15 protein-coding genes are annotated in these 15518 nt (G+C 66.7%); 7 read left to right on the top strand and 8 right to left on the bottom strand.

Annotation, left to right across the window (positions count from 1 at the left end):
* Positions 1 to 35: 35 nt before the first annotated feature.
* Both ACM9NP_RS15615 and ACM9NP_RS15610 read right to left on the bottom strand, forming a co-directional pair.
* Positions 36 to 188 (bottom strand): hypothetical protein, encoded by a 153-nt coding sequence (locus ACM9NP_RS15615; RefSeq protein ID WP_415647425.1) that lies wholly within the window; start codon positions 186 to 188, stop codon positions 36 to 38.
* Between the two features lie 412 nt (positions 189 to 600).
* A complete protein-coding gene (locus ACM9NP_RS15610) occupies positions 601 to 3603 on the bottom strand; it encodes an AfsR/SARP family transcriptional regulator (protein ID WP_415647424.1) in 3003 nt (1000 codons plus the stop codon).
* Between the two features lie 933 nt (positions 3604 to 4536).
* Between ACM9NP_RS15610 and ACM9NP_RS15605 the strand changes: the two genes are divergently transcribed.
* Together ACM9NP_RS15605 and ACM9NP_RS15600 are read left to right on the top strand one after the other, a co-directional pair.
* Complete coding sequence (locus tag ACM9NP_RS15605) at positions 4537 to 5658, top strand: sensor histidine kinase (protein WP_415647423.1); 1122 nt, start codon at positions 4537 to 4539, stop codon at positions 5656 to 5658.
* Positions 5655 to 6317 carry a response regulator gene (locus ACM9NP_RS15600; protein WP_415647422.1) on the top strand — a complete coding sequence of 221 codons (663 nt, stop codon included), beginning with the start codon at positions 5655 to 5657 and terminating at the stop codon, positions 6315 to 6317. The genes ACM9NP_RS15605 and ACM9NP_RS15600 overlap by 4 nt, the downstream gene beginning before the upstream one ends.
* A 201-nt stretch (positions 6318 to 6518) precedes the next feature.
* Here the strand turns inward: ACM9NP_RS15600 and ACM9NP_RS15595 are convergent, their stop codons facing one another.
* On the bottom strand, positions 6519 to 7631 hold the full coding sequence (locus tag ACM9NP_RS15595; RefSeq protein WP_415647421.1) for an LCP family protein: 1113 nt from the start codon (positions 7629 to 7631) through the stop codon (positions 6519 to 6521).
* A gap of 470 nt (positions 7632 to 8101) precedes the next feature.
* On the opposite strand from ACM9NP_RS15595, the gene ACM9NP_RS15590 reads away from it, so the two are divergent.
* Positions 8102 to 8257 carry a hypothetical protein gene (locus tag ACM9NP_RS15590; protein ID WP_415647420.1) on the top strand — a complete coding sequence of 52 codons (156 nt, stop codon included), beginning with the start codon at positions 8102 to 8104 and terminating at the stop codon, positions 8255 to 8257.
* A gap of 36 nt (positions 8258 to 8293) precedes the next feature.
* On the opposite strand, the gene ACM9NP_RS15585 is transcribed toward ACM9NP_RS15590, so the two are convergent.
* The 5 genes from ACM9NP_RS15585 to ACM9NP_RS15565 are packed head-to-tail and all read right to left on the bottom strand — an operon-like array spanning position 8294 to position 11956.
* Entirely contained in the window at positions 8294 to 9841 is a 1548-nt protein-coding gene (locus tag ACM9NP_RS15585; RefSeq protein ID WP_415647419.1) for a polyamine aminopropyltransferase, read from the bottom strand.
* Positions 9842 to 9846: 5 nt separating this feature from the next.
* Positions 9847 to 10272 carry a DUF350 domain-containing protein gene (locus tag ACM9NP_RS15580; RefSeq protein ID WP_415647418.1) on the bottom strand — a complete coding sequence of 142 codons (426 nt, stop codon included), beginning with the start codon at positions 10270 to 10272 and terminating at the stop codon, positions 9847 to 9849.
* A 33-nt stretch (positions 10273 to 10305) separates the two neighbouring features.
* The gene (locus ACM9NP_RS15575) at positions 10306 to 10758 is read right to left on the bottom strand and encodes a DUF4247 domain-containing protein (protein ID WP_415647417.1); all 453 of its coding nucleotides are present in this window, start codon (positions 10756 to 10758) and stop codon (positions 10306 to 10308) included.
* Positions 10755 to 11333: a DUF2617 family protein gene (locus ACM9NP_RS15570; protein WP_415647416.1), complete on the bottom strand. Its 579-nt coding sequence runs from the start codon at positions 11331 to 11333 to the stop codon at positions 10755 to 10757. The genes ACM9NP_RS15575 and ACM9NP_RS15570 overlap by 4 nt, the downstream gene beginning before the upstream one ends.
* On the bottom strand, positions 11330 to 11956 hold the full coding sequence (locus ACM9NP_RS15565; RefSeq protein ID WP_415647415.1) for a DUF4178 domain-containing protein: 627 nt from the start codon (positions 11954 to 11956) through the stop codon (positions 11330 to 11332). Before ACM9NP_RS15565 ends, ACM9NP_RS15570 begins: the two co-directional genes overlap by 4 nt.
* A 181-nt stretch (positions 11957 to 12137) precedes the next feature.
* Between ACM9NP_RS15565 and ACM9NP_RS15560 the strand changes: the two genes are divergently transcribed.
* The 4 genes from ACM9NP_RS15560 (at position 12138) to ACM9NP_RS15545 (ending at position 15476) form a co-directional block, all read left to right on the top strand.
* The gene (locus tag ACM9NP_RS15560; protein WP_415647414.1) at positions 12138 to 12965 is read left to right on the top strand and encodes a substrate-binding periplasmic protein; all 828 of its coding nucleotides are present in this window, start codon (positions 12138 to 12140) and stop codon (positions 12963 to 12965) included.
* On the top strand, positions 12962 to 13795 hold the full coding sequence (locus ACM9NP_RS15555) for an amino acid ABC transporter permease (protein ID WP_415647413.1): 834 nt from the start codon (positions 12962 to 12964) through the stop codon (positions 13793 to 13795). Before ACM9NP_RS15560 ends, ACM9NP_RS15555 begins: the two co-directional genes overlap by 4 nt.
* Positions 13792 to 14574 (top strand): amino acid ABC transporter ATP-binding protein, encoded by a 783-nt coding sequence (locus tag ACM9NP_RS15550; RefSeq protein ID WP_415647412.1) that lies wholly within the window; start codon positions 13792 to 13794, stop codon positions 14572 to 14574. The genes ACM9NP_RS15555 and ACM9NP_RS15550 overlap by 4 nt, the downstream gene beginning before the upstream one ends.
* A 284-nt stretch (positions 14575 to 14858) precedes the next feature.
* On the top strand, positions 14859 to 15476 hold the full coding sequence (locus ACM9NP_RS15545) for a hypothetical protein (RefSeq protein WP_415647411.1): 618 nt from the start codon (positions 14859 to 14861) through the stop codon (positions 15474 to 15476).
* Positions 15477 to 15518: the final 42 nt, after the last annotated feature.

Genomic DNA, 15518 nt, shown 5'->3' with positions numbered 1-15518 from the left:
CAATGCTCAGTCGGGAGACCCGCCCCGTGTGGTTGTCACGTCTTGGAAGGGCAACGGCTCGCGAAAACCTCGAAGGTCAGGTCCTCATCGGTGCCGTCCGCGCTGTGCTCAGCGGGGGCCTCGGATGCGGCGATCTCGGTGGCGAGAGCGGCGTCATCCACAATGGTGTCCTTGATGTCATCGGACATGCAAACCTCATTTCCTCGGCAGTGACTCGATTGGCCGCCCAGCGCGAAAGACCACGCGTCGGCGACGAAATCTCACTAGAGTAGTGGGGGGCGTCACAGTGCCACGGACACTAACACGACGACCGACCCACATCAATAGCTCCACGCATTTCGATATCGAAAAAGTCGGAACGTATTCGAATGGTTCCGAAAAGCGATCCCGAGAATCGAATCCCTGGCCATTCCACTATCGAATAACATCGACCGTTCAGCCGAAGACGAACCCGCTAAACACGTGAAGTCCTCACATATCTTTATGTCCCAGGGATTGTCGCAATGCCCCACAGGAAGATATCCATTGTGGTGTCCTATGTATTGGGAGGCGCCGATCTGCTTCGTCGTCGGCGCAGGCGATCCGGCGCCGCCGAGGCGTTCATTCCGGGACGGCGGTCAGGAAGCGGTCGATCGCGTCGACCCGGTCCGCGGACTCGATGTCCAACTCTCGCAGCAGAGCCCGGATCCGCGCGGCGACGTGGCGCGCCGCCGGGATGTCGTCGGCGGCGAGATGGGTGAGCCCGAGTTCGAGGAGACACCGCAGTTCCGCAGGGCGTCCTTCGATCTCCCTCGCCAACTCGATCGCCTCGCCGATCAGGGCCACGGACTCCGTCAGTCGGCCCATCCGCCGGGCCATCAGACCGCGAACCAGTCGAAGCTCCAGTGTTGTGGCTCTTGACGGCCGTGGGCGGTCCGCAGCCGCCAACGCGAGGACGGCCGACACTCCGTCGAAGTCACCGAGCTCGGCCAGGGCGCGGGTCTGCATTATCAACGCCCGGGGGCTGCACGGCATGCCGGAACGTTCACTGACCGCGTTCGCCGCGAGGGCCTCGGACAGGCCGGCCTCGACGTCGCCGAGCCGGATCAGTTGTTCGGCACGGGATGTCAACACCATCTCCTCGAAACGTTCCGCGCGTGCCCGCCTCGACTCCTCGAGAATGGCGTCATAAAGGACGAGTGCCTCGTCGTACCGCCGCATCTCCATCGCGAGTTGACCGCGACCGTATCGATGACTCAGCTCGGCGGAAGCGTCCGCCACGGGCATTCGCATCCACTCCTGCTCATACAGCTCCATGGCCCCGGCGAAACGGCCGAGCACCCGCCGGACGGTCGCGAGGTTACTGCCGCGTGCGAGGGACCGACGTCGATCACCAGCCTCGACCGCGATCCTCAGGGACTCCAGAATCATGGCCTCAGCGTCCACATAGTCGCTATTGGCGTACAGGATGAGGCCGAGCGTCGCACCCGCGTTGCCGATGTGCTCGGTGTCGTCGATGCGTGTGGCGAGTTCCATGGACCGACGCGCAAAGGGAATCGCGTCGGCCTCCCGCCGATCGGCCCAATAGGACGTCGCCAGTCCTTTGAGCATCATCACCTGCGCGAACTCATCGCCATGGACTTGAGCCCGACGCAGCGCGACCTCGATCCGCTGACGGATCTCACTCGGCGCGCAGCCGACGTTGAGGAGTTGCTGCAAGGCGACGACCGCCTGCCAACCCTTCGGATGATCGCCGGTCGCGTCGGCGACGGCGAGCAGATTGCGGTAGTCCCCGACAGTGAAGCGACCAGTCTGGGAATGAAGCCATTCGATCAGGGGCTCGGCGATCCACTCGACGTCGATCCCCGCCTGGTGCGCGCGAACGGCGACGTACTCGCCGATCAGGTCGTGGAAGCGATAGCGGTCGCCCCGGTGCCGCTCCAGCAGGTGGGCGGTCTCCAATCGGTCCAACAGGACCCGGGTGTCGTCCTCGGTGGATATGGCGATCGCCAGGTCGCGTTCGAAGTCCTCCCCCGGAATCTGGCTGAGCCGCATGATGAGACGCCGAGCGGGCGCGTCCAAAGCGGACAGAGAGAGCTCGAAGGTCGCGGCGACGGCCGCGCGGAAGTCGCTGTCGGCGGAGAGTTCGTCGAGTCGGTTGCCGTCGCGTAGTTGCACCACGAAGTCCGCCGCGCCGTCGCCTCGGGCGAGGATGTGCGCGGCGGCGATCCGCAGCGCCAAGGGCAGATCCGCGCACTGTTCGGCGAGCTCGTCGGCGGCCGCGTCATCGATCGCGTCCGACAGTAGTCCCTTGAGGAGCTTGACGGACTCCTCGCGCCGGAACGAGTCGATCGCGATCGGCGTCGCGCCGTTCACCGCCACCAGCCCGAGCATCCGATTGCGGCTCGTGGCGAGGACGACACTGTCGCCCCCACCGGGGAGCAGCGGACGGAGCTGGTCGACGTCGCGGGCGTTGTCGAGCAGGATCAGCATCCTCCGGTTCGCCAGCCGGGACCGGTACAGCGCGGCGGCGGAGTCCACGTCGTCGGGAACGGCCGCCGAGGTGACTCCAAGCCCGCCGAGCAGTTGAGCCAGCGCCACCATCGGGCTCAACGGCTCACCACGGTCGAAACCGCGAAGGTTGAGATACAGCTGACCGTCGGGGAAACGGTCGCTGTTGCGGTGCCCCCACCGCAGCGTCAACGCGGTCTTCCCCGCGCCACCGGGGCCCGCGACCACCGCCAGGCGCGCCGCGTCCGGGTCCTCCGCGAGCAGTCCATCCAGCATGGACAACTCGCGTTCACGACCCGTGAACCGCACCGTGTCCAGCGGCAACTGGGCGGGAACCATGGACTGTGGGGCGGGTGCGACCGGAACGACGGGGGCCGCGGGCACCTCCGAACGCAGGATCGACACGTGCAGACTCTTAAGGTCGTCGTTCGGATCGATGCCGATGTCGTCACCGAGCCTCGCGCGAAAGCTCTCGTAGGCGTCGAGCGCCTCGGCTGTCCGGCCCGCGTGATGCAACGCCCGCATCAGCTGACCGCACAGGCGCTGGCGATACGGGTGCCGCTGCAACAACTGACGCGACTCCCCGACGACGTCGCGGTGGGCACCGAGGTCGAGATCCAGGTCGATGCGATCCTCGATCGCCGCCAAGCGAGACTCGTCGAGACGATCCGCCGCCGATCGCAGCATTCCGCCGTCCAGGCCCGACAACGCGTCACCCCGCCACAGCCCGAGAGCCTCCGCGAGGGAAGCTCGCGCGGCCGCGGCATCTCCGTCGCGCGCCTGGGTCCTGCCGAGCGTCACGAGCTCCGCGAAACGTACGGCGTCGAGACGATGACGAGTCAGATCGAGACGGTAGCCGGCGGCCGTGACATGCAGGTCCGCGCCGGCGTCCCCCAACTCACGTCGCAGCATGCCCGCGAGGTTGCGCAGTTGGCGATCGGCCGTGTCCGGCGGGGAATGCTCCCACAGCGCGTCGATCAGGCGTAGGCGCGGAATCACGCTGCCGGGCTCGATCAGCAACGCCGCCAACAGTTTCGGCCGCTGACGACCCGCGAGATCCACCATGGACGTCTCGTCACGGACTTCAATGGGGCCGAGAATACGAAAGTCCACACGTCACCATCCCTCATGATCGACGTGGTGTGGCCTCCCTGAACACTATCCGCACCAACGCCGACGACCAACGTCCAATCGGTACGGGGTTCTGGAAACGGTTCACGCACCACACCCCTGACACGGGGCCGTAACTCGGTCCCCGCGAGAGCCGCGAATTCGCCGCCCTCTTGCTCATCCACCCACACAATAGAACCCTTCCGCACCCCACGCCAAGAGCAGACCGTCTAAAGAGACCGAACACTTTGGCCGCCCGCTTCTCGGGGTTTCTCCAAGACGCGACCGACCGCAGAGGTCACCTTCTGCGGCTTGGTGGGTCTCCCTTCCCGCCAACAGCAGAAAAGGCCGGCCCCGCACACCGCCCCACCAAGCCGAAAACTCTCCGACCACCCGGCTACGTCGGACTACTCCGGTACCGGCAAGGCGGAACTCTCCGGCCACCCGGCTTCCCCGGGCCGTCGCGTACGCCCAGTCCCATCTCCGTTCCCGACCACCCGACCAGGTCGGCTTGGTGGGGCGGTGAACGTGGCGAAACCGCTCTGCGGTGGCGTTAACGGAGACCCACCAAGCCGGGAAACGCAACCGACCGCAGAGGTCACCTTCTAGCACTGCCGCCCACAAAACGCGACCGACCGCAGAGGTCACCTTCTGCGGCTTGGTGGGTCTCCCTTCCCGCCAACAGCAGAAAAGGCCCGCCCCGCACACCGCCCCACCAAGCCGAAAACTCTCCGGCCACGCAGCCCTACAGGGCCTCTTCGGTATCCACGTCGGAACTCTCCGGCCACCCGGCTACGGGATCGTTCGGTGGTCGGCAGGCGCGGCGACGGGGGTGGGCCAGACCGGCCCGGACTTGTCGGGGTACGGCGAGGGTCGTAGGCGAATACGTCGGCAGACTGACGTCGGGACGGTCCCCGTCGGGATAGCCTCCCCAGCATGACCGGCTGGAACGACCGCACGCTGTGGATCGACGCGGGCATCGCCGTGATCCTCGGGGTCGCGACGGCGGTGACGACGATCCCGGCCGTCGACGGTGACGGTGGGGAAGCCGCCATGGGGCCACTCGGCTTCGCGATCGTCGCCGCGACGGCACTGTGCCTGACGTTCCGCCGCAGGTACCCGATCGGGACGGTCGCGGCCGTCGTCGCGGGGACGACCGCGTACACACTGCTCGGCTATCCGTATGGACCGATCTTCATCCTCCTCGCCGCCGCGATGGGCACGCTCGCGGCGTATCGCGGCACGCGAACGGCGGTGACGACATGCGCGGTCCTCATCGTCGCGAGCGTCCCGTACTCACTGATCGCGGATTCCGACGACGACTCCCCCGTCGTCAACGTCGTCATCAGCGTCGTGTGGATCGTCCTGTCGACGATGGCGGGCATGGCCTTTCGACAGGCGCGGATGGCGCGGTTGCGGGCGAAGGACGCCGAACGTCACCGCGTCCAAGCCCAGGAACGGCTCGACATGGCGCGGGAGGTGCACGACGTCGTCGGGCACAGTCTCGCCGTCATCAACCTGCACGCCGGGGTCATCCAGCACGTCCTCAATAGAGACAATGTGGAGGTACCGGAACCGGTGCGGTCGAGCCTGGCCGCCATCCGCGAGTCCGGGTCCGACGCGTTGCGGGACCTCCGCGCGACGCTCGCGCCCCCGACGTCGACGGCGCCCGTCACGCGAGGCGTCGCCGATCTGCGCGCGCTCGTCGACAACGCGGCGGCCGAGGGCCTGCGGGTGCGGGTCCAGGTCGACGGCGACGCCCGACGCCTGCCGCCATCGGTGGACACCGCGGTCTACCGGATCGCGCAGGAGGCCCTGACGAACGTCCTCAAACACGCCGACGCGTCCGGGGCGCGCATCGAGATCGCGTATCTACCGGACGTCGTGACGATCGCGATCACCGACAACGGTCGCGGTGGAAACGGAGCCCCGGGGACCGGCCTCACCGGAATGCGGCAACGCGCCGAGAGTCTCGGAGGCGTCTTCGAGGCAGGCCCCGGCGAGACGGGCGGCTTCACCGTCCGAGCCCGCCTGCCGTATGCGACGGTGGCCCCGTGACGATTCGCGTGGTGATCGCCGACGATCAGTCCCTGATCCGGCTTGGCCTCTCCGTGTTGGCGTCGGGTGAGGAGGACATCGAGATCGTGGGCGAGGCCGACAACGGCCGCGAGGCCCTCGACCAGGTTCGGCGGCTGCGGCCCGACGTCCTGTTGCTGGACATTCGAATGCCCATCATGGATGGTCTGGAAGTGTTGCGGCACATGGCCGACGACCCGAACTACAGCGAAACGAGGGTGATCGTCATGACGACCTTCGACATCGACGAGTACGTCTTCGCGGCCCTCGACGGAGGTGCCGCCGGTTTCCTCACCAAGGACACCGATCCGGGCGGGATCCTGCACGCCATCCGCGTAGTGGCGAACGGCGACGCGCTCCTGTCCCCGGGCGTCACGCGGCGCGTCATCTCCCGCTTCACACGCGGGGCGGCCCCGGCCGGCGCTCCACACCCCGACCTCGAGCGGTTGACGGCGCGGGAACGCGAGATCGTCGGTTGGGTCGCGACCGGCCGCTCGAACGACGAGATCGCCGAGAAGCTCGTCGTCAGCCCCGCGACCGTGCGGACGCATGTGGGGCGCGCCATGGCGAAGCTCGGCGCGCGGGACCGCGCGCAGCTCGTCGTCATCGCCTACCGTTCCGGCATACCGATTCCCGACTAGAGGCCGTCTCGTTGCCCAGCAGATCGGCTCCCGCGGGGTCGCAGTGTTCATGGTCGAACCGCTGACGCGGTTGGACGGCCACCGGCCGCGTTGTCGAAGCTCCGGCCTGGTGGCCGGTTCGGCTGGGAGACAGGGCGACGGGCGAACCCGGGTACGACGACGGCCCGCCCCTCGAAGGAGGACGGGCCGTCGCGAGTCGTGTCAGTCCTTATTGATCAGATCGGGGTTGGCGGCGATCCACGCGTCGAGCGTGTCGTTGCGCAGCGCCGCCCACAGGGCCTCGGTCTGCTCCGCCTCCGGCGAGTCGGGCGTGATCACCTCGAAGGACTCGCCGCCGAGATTCTCCGAGTGGGATGGCAGGCGGATCGTCTGCAGGGCGGACGGCTGGATGTGTCGCATCGCAACCGCGAAGTCGACCGGAGTCCGGCCGTTCAGGTCGAGTGTCAGGGATTCGCCGACGGCCTGGATCACGGTGCCGACCTTGGTCGGGTCGGTGACGTAGCCCCGCTCGTCCGCGCGCTTGAGCAGCTGCTTGATGAAGTGCTGCTGCATGTGCTGGCGCCCGTAGTCGCCGACGCCGTACTCGGGATCGAAGTCGGGGTTGGTCGGGTCGTACGCGTAACGCTCGCGAACGATGTACAACGCCTTCTGCTGGTTGTATTCGTTGCAGCCCTTCGGATACAGCTCGCTGACGCCGTTGTTCTCGAGCCGTTCCTGCTCCAGGTACATGTCGATCGGCAGGCAGAGTTCCACCGTCCCGAACACCTTCACGGCTTTCAGGAAGCCCTTGAAGCCGACGATCGCGGCACCGTCGAAACGCTCGATGCCCGTCAGCTCCGACAACGTGCTCGCGAGGTTCTGGAACCTGTCGGAGCGATCCTCGCCGCCGAAGGTGTAGGACGCGTTGACCTTGTAGTTGCAGGGGCTCGTCCATCCCATGTCGCACTTGGGAATGTCGACCTTCAGGTCCCGGGGGACCGAGACGATCGTCGCCTTCGTCAGATCCTTGTTGATGTGCAGGATCATGATCGAGTCGGCGCGGTCGAGACCGTCCTCGTCGTTGTACCGCAGGTCGGTACCGATCATCAACAGATTCAGCGGACCCTCGATAGGAACGCTCGTGTCCACATCGCCGTCACCGAGTAGATCGACCGGTTCGACGGAGTTGTTGATCTGATCGAGCAAGGTATTGGCGTACACGACCGTTCCACCCGCGACCACCATAAGCAGCGCGCCAATGCCGGTCATGAATTTCGCCCACAGCGGTGAACGCCCGGTTTCCGAGCCGCCCGAATCACCGAGGGATTTACTCATTGAATTCCTTTACTGGGGGGCACTTCACGACCAGGCTATACAGCCGTCGCGTCCGAGGCAAGACACGGTTCGGACCGCGATAAAGCGATAGCGGACGGTCAATCTCTTTACGTTCAGCTCACGGCGAGAAAGCTCACGCAAAAGGAACATATCGTCTTACCGGTGTGGACGAAACATGCGCTTAACGGGCATTTACCCACGAATGGCCCCGGACGAACTCGGATATTCACACCGAAATGCGGCACAATCGTCGGCATCCGGCGCGACGCGCGTTCCCGTCGAGGATTCGAACCGATCCCTCTTCGTGGGATCGGTCAGCGTCGATTCACCGACGGCCGTGGGTGATGCCGCCGCAGCGTCTCGAACGGCCCCGTCGTCCCGCGTGCGCCATGAGCGCCGCGTAGCCGGGACCGGCGCCGATGCCACTGACGCTGTGCAGGGGTACGCGGCACCGCGAGCGCCGAGTCCGGTTGCCAGGACTGGATTTCGACAAGTGTCGGCGGAACGCCTCCGACGAACCCGACGCCAATGCCGACGGTGGCGAGGGGCGCATGATGGACCCCGCGAACGACCACCTGGCGGGGGTGGCCGATCAGGCGATCCTGCCCGCCGTCGGGATTCGGTGAGGTCTGGACGCCTGTCACGCCACGGCCGTTGGGCCGCTAGTGGACCTTCCACTCGGCGAGGGCGTATTCGAGGATGATCGGATGCATCAGTGTCGACACCTCGATGTCGACTCGTGCCACATCCGGCGCGAACACCGCCGCCGCGTCCAATGTGGGTTGATCGAGGGAACGCAGCGGGGACGGCGGGTCGAGGGCCAGTGGCGGCGCCTTCGCCCCGACCAGATGGAAGCCCCAGTCCCCAAAGGATGGAACCTCGACGTGGTAGGGCGTGCCGACGAGCCCCGCCTCGGAGATCGTGGCGTTGATGCACCAGAACGACTTCGGGGCGAAGTACGGCGAACCGGACTGGACGACCATCGCCCCGTCCTCGGTCAGATGCCGCGCCGCCAGGGCGTAGAACTCGACCGAGTACAGCTTCGCGGTCGCGGTCTCGTCCGGGTCGGGCATGTCGACGACGATCGCGTCGAAGGCGCCGCGTTCCTCACGGAGCCAACCGAAGGCGTCGTCGTTGACGACGGTCACCCGGGGATCGTCGAAAGCGTGGTCGTTCAGCTCGGACAGGATCGGGTGGGTCGCGGCGAGCCCGGTCATCGCCGGGTCCAGCTCGACGAGCGTCACCGACTCGACGTCCGGGTAGTCGAGCACCTCGCGCAGCGCCAGGCCGTCGCCGCCACCGAGGATGAGCACCCGCGACCGCTCCCCCGCCATCGCGGGATGCACGAGCGCCTCGTGGTAGCGGTACTCATCGACGGACGCGAACTGGAGGTCACCGTTGAGGTAGAGCCGGGTGTCCTTCTCATCGAACGGGGTCACGCCGTCGGTGATGACGATCCGCTGGTACTGCGTCTGTTCCGAGTAGATGATCGGATCGGCGTAGAGTGCCTGTTGGGCGGCGGCCTCGAAGCGGTGCGAGTAGACGTAGCCGCCGACCAGCGTCAGCGCGACGAGCGCGGACAGGACCGACAGGGTGATCCGCCCGCGCTTGCCGAGGTCCTTGCGGAAGACGATGAAGACGAGCGCGAGACCGGCGACGGCGTTGACCGCACCGACGATCAGCGCGCCGCGAAGCTGGCCGAACAGCGGCAGCAGCAGGAACGGGAACGCGAGACCGCCAAGCAGGCCCCCGATGTAGTCGGCGGCGAAGAGGTCGGCGACGGCGCTGCCGGCGGCCTGCCTACGGATGCGCTGCAGCATCACCATCAACAGTGGGATCTCGGCGCCGATGAGGGCCCCGAGCAGCAACGCCATGCCCACCATGGCGATCGTGTAGATCTGGAGCCAGGCGAACGCGGCGTAGAGGACGATGACGGAGAGGCCGCCGAAGAACGCCAGCGCCAGTTCGATGAGCGCGAACGACACGGCGGCACGACGTTGCAGGGGTTTCGCGGCGAGCGCGCCGATGCCCATGGCGAAGACCATGACGCCCAGCACGATCGACGCCTGCTCGGCGGTGTTGCCGAGCAGGTAACTGCCGAGCGCGACGAGCGCCAGCTCGTAGACGAGGCCGCACGCCGCGCAGACGAACACCGTCGCCATGAGCGCGGCGCGCGCGCCTCTTGCCCGAACCCCCGTTCCGGCCTTCATCGAGATCAGGACAGTCCGGCGATGACGATCAGCGCGACCGCGATGTGCATCGAGGCCGACACCCACACCGCGGGGTGCGGGGCGTCGTTGACGAGGATCTGGCCGAGCTTGCCCGGGGTCAGGAGGTCGAGCAGGACGAAGCCGACGCCCATGATGACGAGCCCGACGATCCCGTAGACGAAGCTCGACGCGAGCCCGACGAGCAGCCCGCCCGTGGACGTGTAGATCGCCATGGCGACGATCGCGCCGACGCCGAGCAGGTTCGACCCGAGCAGGATCGACGCGTTGCGGTTGCCGTCGGTCCAGATCTGGTGGCGCAGGTTTCCAGGCGTCACGATGTCGACGAGGATGAAACCGAGTGCCATCAGCACGAGGCCGACGCCGCTGTAGGCCATCGCGGACAGCGCGTCGAGGGCGAGGAGTTTGAACATGAGTTGTCCTTTAGTTCGTCGAGGTCGGGGAGGTCACTTGCCGCCGCCGAAACCGCCGTAGCCACCGGATCCGCTGGAGGACCCTGGCCGGGTGGAACTCCAGTAGGTGCCGATGTACGTCGAATGCCGGGTGTAGCCACGGTTGTAGTCGTCGATTTCGATTCGCGATCCGCTCCCGTCGGGGAAGATCGCGAGAATGTCGTCGCGGTACTGGAAGAAGGTCGCGCCCGACTGGTAGTCGGAGTGGGTGTCGATCGGGCGAACGGCGCGACGGATCTCGGAGGCCACCGTCGAGGGGGACGAGGACGACGTGCAGACGGCGCTGTCGTGGTCCTCCGGGTCCGGTGAACACCGGTACTTGTCATCGATGAAGTCGCGGGGACTTCCGGACGTCGAACCGATCGCGACGGCGGCGATGACGAGTCCGATCACCGCGACGGTTCCGAATATCCACCAGTTGGTGGCTTTGTTGCCGTTGGCGCTCAACGGTGCTCCCGTGGGGGTCTGGGCGGAAGGACTGATCGAACGGAGTCGACGGAGTGCACGAGGGGACCCGACGGCGCCGCCACGGTGTCGGTGACGACGAGCTGGCGGCGTTCGGGGTAGGCGTGCACCGTTCTCCATCGACATTGTTCGATGCCGGGAATGATACTGAGATATGTCAACGCATCGTGATCACCGGGAAAGATCCCGACGAGGGTATGGGGTGACCGTTGCGCGTCGCGCCGCAGCTGAGCGCAACGCTCCGCGAATACCGGGCGCGCCGGCGTGTGAACGTGGCAGCGGAACGACATCTGCACCTTCGCGCCGCCGGAACGACTCCACATCGGCAGGCGCGCACCGGGTTGCCGCATGCACGCGACCGTCTCGGTCTCGACGCCCCACGGCGTCTTGAGGACCGCCTGGTGGCTCGCGCCGAGCAGATGCAGGGACAGGGACCAGCCGTCGAGGACCTTCGGGTGCTCCAGGGTGTCGAGCACCGGCAGATCGATCGGCGAACGCCGATAACTCAGATCCGTGACCTGGGAATCGGTGTAGGGAACGTCCAGATTGACGATCATGACGACTGCGGGTAGATGACGATCTCGTTGCGGTGGATCCGCACACCCACGGCGGCCTCGCTCCGCCCTTTCTCGCCGAAGTCCTCATACGACAACTTGGTGCCGTCGGGCGCCTCGTAGTCGTGGTAGGCGACCCACCCTTCGGGGCCGAGCCCCGTCGTGGCCTCGCTCGCGTAGCGGGCGCGGCCCGACTCGACGGACCGGAAGATCCTGCCCTGGTAGTCGAGCTGCTTCGGACCGGGACCGGACGGGGCGTCCGAAACCTCGGTCCACAGGACGAGCTCCAGGTCCGGGTCCTCCTCGACGGACAGCCAGCGTTTGACGCCGCCGCCGGTGTCGATGAGGTGCTCGCTCCACTGGTAGCCGCCCTCCTTGAGGCGGAGGCTCCCGCGGACCGTCAAGGTCTCCCCGTGCGTGTCGAAGATGTCGCCGGCCTTCAGCGCCCGGGGGTCACCCCGCAGCACGTCGGAATCGTGGTCGGCGAACGGATCCTGCGGCTTCGGGGGCGGTGGGGCGTTGCGGCGCTTCTCCGCCCGGACCTGCGACACGATCTTGAGCACGACGAACACGATCAACGCCAGGACCAGCAGAACCAGCAGGCCCGTGAGCAACGAGGAGTTCATAGGGGTGCATACCTTCTTTCACAGCTCGCATTCACGATAACCGTCCGTGCCAAACGCCAGGTAACGCGGGACGTCGCCACCGGACCGTTACGTAATCGACGCCACTGCGTCGTCCGGTTTGTGGCAGCATGACGCCTACATTCCGCCCCCTTTCCCAGCCGCCTAACAAGGAGTTCCGACTGTGAGACTGAACTTTCCCCGACGGCGCGTTCTCGCCGCTGCGGCCGCCGTCGCCGTGGCGTTTTCCGTCAGTGCCTGCGGCGGTGGCCCGCAGGAGGCCAAGACCCCAGGCGGTTACACCGTCACGCTGGTGAACCCGGACAAGTTGACCGTGTGCACCAACCTGCCGTACGTGCCGTTCCAGTTCGAGGAGGGCGGGGAGGTCGTCGGCTTCGACGTCGACATCGTGAACCTCGCCGCCGAGGAACTCGGCCTCGAGCAGGAGATCATCGACATCAAGTTCGACTCGATCGAGAGCGGCGCGGCCCTCACGGGCAACAAGTGCGACCTCGCGGCGGCGGGCATGACGATCACCCCGGAGCGCGAGAAGAACCTCACCTTCTCCGAGCCGTACTTCGACGAGGCCATCGCGTTCATGACGCCGAAGGGCGAAGCCGTCGAGTCGATCCAGGACGTCATCGACGGCGAACTGAAGCTGGGCGTCCAGGCCTCGACCACGAGCCTCCAGTTCGCCCAGGACAACGGCCTCACCCCGCAGGAGTACGAGGACTCGGGCAAGCAGCTCCAGGCCCTCCAGTCCGGCACCGTCGACGTGATCCTCCAGGACCTCCCGGTCATCCAGGAATGGCTGAAGAAGCCCGAGATCGCCGAGAAGTTCGAGCTGGGCGGCACGATCGAGACCGGTTCGCAGTACGGCCTCGGCTTCAAGAAGGACGCCGACCAGGTGCTGGTCGACGTCGTCAACAAGGCCATCAAGGACGCGAAGGCGGGCGACGCCTACGCGGAGATCTACAAGAAGTGGTTCGGCACGGAGCCTGCCGCGTCATGACCTCGACAGTGACTGAGCCCGGGCCGCGCATTCCGCCTGGGCTCAGCCCACGTCGGCGTGCCAAGCGCGCCCGCGCGATCCAGTACACCGCGCTGACCGTCATCGCGGTCGTCATCGTCTCGATGGCGAACTGGAAACTGATCGCCGACGCGTTCTTCCGCGTCGATCTGGCGTGGGAGATGATCCCCGAACTGTTCACGGTCGGGCTGGCCAACACCCTCATCTACACCGTGACGGGTTACGCCCTCGGTTTCGTCCTCGGGCTCGGGCTCGCCATCATGCGGCTGTCGACGGTGCGCGTCAACCGCGTCATCGCCAGCACGTACATCGAGCTGTTCCGTGGGATGCCGGCGCTGCTGGTGTTCCTGCTGCTCGCGTTCGGCGTCCCGGTCGCGTTCCCCGGTTTCGTGATGCCGTTCGACACCTACGGCACGGTCGCGCTCGGCCTCGGGCTGGTCAGCGCGGCGTATCTCGCCGAGACGTTCCGCGCGGGCATCCAGGCCGTCCCGAAGGGCCAGGTCGAGGCGGCCCGGTCGCTCGGGATGAGCCACGCGCAGGCGACGCGCACGATCGTCCTGCCGCAGGCGGTTCGCATCGTCATCCCCCCGTTGACGAACGAGCTGATCCTGTTGTTCAAGGACTCGTCGCTGGTGTACGTCATCGGCGTCTCCTCGGCCACCAGGGAACTCGCCAAGTACGGGTCCGACATGTCTACATTGCACGGAAACCCGACGCCGCTGGTCGTCGCCGGGTTGACGTACCTGCTCATCACGATCCCGCTGAGTTTCGTGGTCCGGCGGCTCGAACGCAAGCAAGGAGAAGCGCGATGAGCGAGTACGACGAGCAGTACGTCGTCCAGATCTCCGGCCTGCACAAGTCCTTCGGTTCGCTCGAGGTCCTGCGCGGCATCGACCTGGACATCAAGCCGGGCGAGGTCGTGTGCGTCATCGGCCCGTCCGGATCCGGCAAGTCGACGCTGCTGCGCTGCGTCAACCTGCTCGAACAACCGACCCGCGGCGACATCATCGTTGAAGGCTTCCTGCTCACCCACCCCGACGCGAACCTCGATCTCGCCCGTCGCCAGATCGGCATGGTGTTCCAGCAGTTCAACCTGTTCGGACACATGACGGTGCTCGACAACGTGACGATCGCCCAGCGGAAGGTGTTGGGGCGCAGCGAATCCGATGCGAAGAAGATCGCACTCGAACAGCTCGACAAGGTCGGCGTCGCCGAGAAGGCGAACCAGTATCCGTCGAAGCTGTCCGGTGGACAGCAGCAACGTGTCGCGATCGCCAGGGCCCTGGCGATGGGGCCGACGCTGATGCTGTTCGACGAGCCGACCTCCGCGCTCGACCCCGAACTCGTCGGCGACGTCCTCACGGTCATGCGATCACTGGCCGACGACGGCATGACGATGATGGTCGTGACGCACGAGATGGCGTTCGCGCGCGACGTCGCCGACCGCGTCGTGTTCATGGACGGCGGAGTCATCGTCGAGGAGGGACCGCCGCGGAGCGTTCTCGAGGAACCGCAGGAGCAACGCACCAGGACGTTCCTGCGTCGCGTCCTCGACCCGACGCACGTCGACGTCGGAGACGAAGAGGATTAGACCGTCGCGCCGAACGCGCGGCGCGGAAGAGAAGCGCCGCTTGGCTGGTCACGAGGCGCCCCCCGGGACCAGCCAAGCGAACGCGTCACGACCGACGTATCGGCAGGGCGCCGCCCGTGACTTATGGCAGTGCATCCATTGTCGGCCGCGGGTACGACAGTTTCACCACACAACACACCCCGAAGAGCGACCAAAAGGCGACATATAGTAATGGTGCGGGTGCCCCGCCACACGCCCGCCACAGCCGCCACCATCGACGCCCCTCCAGCCGCGACAATGGACCCATGCGGTCACTGTCGATCCTGTCCTCAACGCTCATCGCGCTCGGCGCGCTCACCGGGTGCGGCGTCGACGGGTCCCGCTCCCACATGGCGGGCGTCGACTGGGACGTCGACCTCACCGTCACCGAGCACACCGTCACGATCTCCTATCGCGTCACCAACACCCAGACACGACCGCTCGTCGTCTACAACCGTGGCTGGGTCGCCGATCCCGCCAATCCCCGGCCCGCCGAGCTCGAGGCGACCGACGACGACATCCAGATCGTCGTCGACGGGGACGTGACCGAGCTGGGCCTGCGCATCATCGACACCTGCCACGGCAACCCCGACGGCGAGCTCACCCACGCCGACACGGGTAAACGCCGCGACTGCGGCGCCGGATCGACCGACCCGGCGCGCATCGCCGCGACGACGCTCGAGCTCGGCGAGAAACTCGTGCAGAGCTTCGACCTCGACGTCGACGCGCTCCGGGTCGACTACCCCACCGAACTCGCCGGCACCGTGCCGGACCTGACGGGGCCGATCCGGTTCTGCGTCGGCGTTCACCGAACCGCGAAACCCGCCCCGGACGGGCTGTACCCGCCGGACGCCAAGGAGACGATCCTCTGCGCCCGCGCCTGACGTCGCCCGCCGAGGGCTTGCCGAAACACCGGCGGCCGCCGT

Origin of the sequence: Stackebrandtia soli (assembly GCF_965137155.1) — a bacterium.
GTDB classification, from domain to species: domain Bacteria; phylum Actinomycetota; class Actinomycetes; order Mycobacteriales; family Micromonosporaceae; genus Stackebrandtia; species Stackebrandtia soli.
This window is presented reverse-complemented; position numbering and strand designations above follow the sequence as displayed.